This is a genomic window from Winogradskyella rapida, assembly GCF_042675845.1.
In the GTDB taxonomy this organism is placed as follows: domain Bacteria; phylum Bacteroidota; class Bacteroidia; order Flavobacteriales; family Flavobacteriaceae; genus Winogradskyella; species Winogradskyella rapida.
The window spans coordinates 1-4,203 of record NZ_JBHTKM010000062.1 but is presented as its reverse complement, the minus strand read 5'-3'; the positions used below and the strand labels follow the sequence as shown (position 1 = coordinate 4,203).

The following is a 4,203-nucleotide window of genomic DNA, read 5'->3' as shown; positions in this document are numbered from 1 at the left end:
TGTCAAATCTTTGGGTAAATCCATATTCTGTCCAAATATTGGTAAGGCAATTAAATAAGCTAAAACTATGATTCCTTTGCGCATTTCCGACATTATTGCCAACGTGTTTGTGTATGGTTAGTTGCGTGGTTAGGCAACTAAGTTAACAAACATTTACGAACCCGTAAAAATTCCGCAGGAATTTTCGCAAGTAATGAAGAACCTAGCAATTAATTATACACGGTGTTAGCAGCCGGCTTTTATTTATGGGCGGTTTCATTAGACAACTCAGACATTGATTTTAGCGTATAATTCCGTTTTCAGTGTCCAATTAGGTCTAAATTAGTTTTTTTACGTTCAGATCGGCCGTAAAGCTTTTTAAAATTAAAGCAGAGTAGAGTGATTAGTTTGTTGGCTTTCTATAATGATCTTTTAAAATCTAATGTCTTATGGTTTCTATTATTCAGCGCTGTTAATCCGTGATATTAAACAATTCTACTTATTCACCTGAGTAATCAATCCAACGTTGTTGCTCCGTATTACTTATCAATTTAACTTATCCAACTGAGTAATTAATCCTGCGTTAATATTCCGTAATGCTTATCACGTTAGATTATCCAAATGAGAATTTAATCATGACTAGGAATAAAAAACTTTTGAATTAGGAAAGAAATAAGCAAAACGTGACTGCTTGCTGCTAACGTGTTTGTGTATGGTTAGTTGCGTGGTTAAGCAACTAAGTTAGCAAACTTTAACGAACCTGTGAAAATTCCGCAGGAATTTTCGCAAGTAGGCTAGAACCTAGCAATTAATTATACACGGTGTTGTAAGCCGTTTTTTATTCTGTCGTAAATACTTTTAATTAAAAAACTTATTCTTTCGGGAAAGCCGTGTTCCATATCACAACTTTCACAAAAGTAATTGTCGATTCTATCAGGATAATCCTCGCTTAAACGAGGGAAAATTCTATAAGTAAATTGATGACTCGTTAATGTCCATAAAGTTTCTCTGTCTATAATATGTGAGTCATTAATTCTATTTAATAATTTCTCGCAAATTTCAAGCATACTTATCAATTCAGTTATTTTCGGATTTGAAGCTATATCATCTTCGTCTCCGTGATATTCACAGATATATTCTGAAAACATTTTATATATTGCTTCACTACCTTCAAAAACAGGTTTTACTTTATCTTCATTTTCAATATCCCAAAGTTCGATAGTCGAGAATTTGAAATTATCAATACTGCTTTTTAAGTTTGAATAGTATTGGTTTAGTTGTCTACTTTCATTCTCTAATTTCTTTTCAGTGTCTTGTCTGTCAATTTGTGCTTGAATTACTAAATTCGCTTCAATCTGGGCTTTTAATGCTAAAAAAACTAAAATAGCTCCTAATATATTTATAAAAGGTGCAGTAATTCCGCCAATAGTATCTCCAATACTACCTGTTTCGCTAAAATTGGCCCAACCTAATGGAAGCGTAAAAATCAAAGGTGTTAATAGGCATAGTGGAATTCCTATCAGAAGTAAGGTTTTTCCAACTTTTAAGGTTTTTCTGATTTCTCTCTCTTTTTCTGAACTATTCATTGGTTTGTCAAATGGCTTACAACGTGTTTGTGTATGGTTAGTTGCGTGGTTAAGCAACTAAGTTAGCAAACTTTAACGAACCTGTGAATATTCCGCAGGAATATTCGCAAGTAGGGAAGAACCTAGCAATTAATTATACACGGTGTTACCTGCCGGCTTTTTTCAGAATTCTAGTCATTCCATACATTAATATTAAACCTATGACTAAAATCGAAATAATTATTGAATATTTATTAATTCCGTCATAGTTTTTTATGAAAATTGGCGTTAAAAAATAAGTTGTTAAATTATATAGCAAATGTGCAATTATACTCAGATATATATTTTTCGTTTTAAGATAGATATAGCCAAAAACTGCTCCAGCAAAAAATGCACTTAATATTCCAGTATCTGTGTAACTATGAGCTATGGCAAAAATTAATGCAGAAATCCAAATGGCTTTTTTGAATCCAAGTATATTATTTATTTTTTGTGCTAAAACTCGACGAAATAAAATTTCCTCAAATATTGATATGGAAATTACACTTATAAGTATCCTATTCAATTCAGCTGTCTTGAAAAATCCAGTCATTTCAATTCCAGCTAATTTAGTAGCGAAGACAGGAATAAAATTACTAAATCCGATAAGTCCTACAATCCCGATTATAATTCCAATCAATTGGATTATTTCAAACGATGATTTTTCTTTATTAGGAAGTTTTCCTTTTTCAAGTCCGATTAATGAAAGTCCAGCAATTAGCATTATTCCTAAATGACTTATGTGTGCAATCCAAAAGTTATTAATTTCAGATGTAAAATAAAAACCTACTAATAATATTGAAGTAAATAGTAATAAAAATAAGTAGATTTTTTTTGTCATTTTGTTCCGTAAAGATTGGTTTTTTAGCTTGCAGGTAACGGTTTTGTGTATGGCTAGTTGCGTTGGAGAGAACTAAGTTAATAAAAAGGAACGAACCAATAGGAAAATCCGCTAGGATTTTCCGAGTACACACAGACCAAGCAATGAGCTATACACGTTGTTACCTCACGTTTATTAAAACTGAACTTCTGTTCTTAGCATCTTTTCAATTGTGTCATTCTTAGAATCAATAATCAAATATTCGTAACCAGCAGAAAATCCAGTATAAAATTTACCAATTCTGGCGAATGAAATTTGATTTACACTTTTTGTATTGCAAATTGTAAATTTTAATTTTTTAATGAGTTTTTCTACTAAGTATTCGCCAAATTCATCTTTATATATTGTATTAGACTCTCCATTTTTTATTCTTAATAGAATTTGTTTTGCTTTATTTAGGCCTTTTAATTTATACCAATTATCTGGATCAGATGTTTCCGATTCAATTAATTCAAGAGCGTCATCTACACAAAAGTAATAATTAAGGTTACGTATATTTATTCCGATTTTTTTCTTACAATCCAAGTTCGAATTTACTTTTGTTGACCAAATCGTTTGCACAGTAAAACTATTATCCCAATTATCATCTTTTATGCCTTTTACGTCTATTCTTTTCTGAATTGTAGTGTCTCCTTTATATTCAAATTCAATTTTTAAAGAATCATTATTTACCTTTAATTCCTTTCCGTAAACCTTTTTGTATTCTTTCACTTTATTGGCTACTACGCAAATTGGTTGTAGGATAGAATGTTTGGATTCTATGTCATTAGTATTTTTCTTATCTGATTCTTTTTCTATACAAGAAAATAGTAATAAGATTAAAATTAATATTTGTGGTTTCATCAAAATGTGAGGTAACGTGTTTGTGTATGGTTAGTTGCGTGGTTAAGCAACTAAATTAGCAAACTTTTACGAACCCGAGAAAATTCCGCAGGAATTTTCGCAAGTAAGCTCTAAAAAGCAATTAATTATACACGGTGTTGGCAACAGTTTTTTTTATTCGTTAAGTTCATTAATCTATTCCGCAATTTTTGCTATTTGTCCAATTTCGTGATTCCAGAAATAAACATTGTCTGTCAGAATTCCGTTTCCATTATGAGTCAAAATAATTAAATTCCCAAATCCGTCCGAACCGATTGCGATTCCATTTTCAGGAAATCCATTCCATTCTCTTGCGTTTTTCGTTTCAAGTCCAATGTGATTGCAAGTTCGACTTATTCTTTTTCGGTCTGACTTATCAAAAAAAGGAAAAAGTTCAAATTCATATTCTTCCGTTGCTAATTCTCCACCATTTGATTTTATCATTTGGTTTTTAAATATAGTTGGGGATTTTACATTCAATTCAGCTTCTGTTTCAATTATGTATTTTTGTTTACAGGAAATGGCATTTTTTAATTATTTAAAATAAGAATATATAATTGCTATTATGAACATACAATAAGCTGACCAATAGAACCCTTCAAATCCTTTAGTGATAATGTTTTGATTATTTGCCAACCATTCATTTTCAGAGTTTAACTTCACAACTTTCTTAATCAAATTCCGAACGGCGTATTTATTCCAAATAAATATCACAATCCCAATTAATAATATCTGTATTAAATTCTCTAAAATCGTCATTCCTTAAATTGTTGCCAACGTGTTTGTGTATGGTTAGTTGCGTGGTTAGGCAACTAAGTTAGTAAACATTTACGAACCCGTGAAAATTCCGCAGGAATTTTCGCAAGTAGTGACGAACAT

4 protein-coding genes are annotated in these 4,203 nt (G+C 31.0%); all 4 read right to left on the bottom strand.

Features of this window, described 5'->3' with window-relative positions:
* Positions 1 to 791: 791 nt before the first annotated feature.
* Positions 792 to 1,565, bottom strand: coding sequence for a hypothetical protein (locus ACFQ13_RS07515; protein WP_386115804.1), 774 nt, complete (start codon positions 1,563 to 1,565; stop codon positions 792 to 794).
* 145 nt (positions 1,566 to 1,710) lie between these two features.
* On the bottom strand, positions 1,711 to 2,424 hold the full coding sequence (locus ACFQ13_RS07510; RefSeq protein ID WP_386115803.1) for a CPBP family intramembrane glutamic endopeptidase: 714 nt from the start codon (positions 2,422 to 2,424) through the stop codon (positions 1,711 to 1,713).
* 174 nt (positions 2,425 to 2,598) lie between these two features.
* Positions 2,599 to 3,306 carry a hypothetical protein gene (locus tag ACFQ13_RS07505; RefSeq protein WP_386115801.1) on the bottom strand — a complete coding sequence of 236 codons (708 nt, stop codon included), beginning with the start codon at positions 3,304 to 3,306 and terminating at the stop codon, positions 2,599 to 2,601.
* Positions 3,307 to 3,480: 174 nt separating this feature from the next.
* Positions 3,481 to 3,804, bottom strand: a complete 324-nt coding sequence (locus ACFQ13_RS07500; protein ID WP_386115799.1) for an SMI1/KNR4 family protein — start codon at positions 3,802 to 3,804, stop codon at positions 3,481 to 3,483.
* Positions 3,805 to 4,203 lie beyond the last annotated feature (399 nt).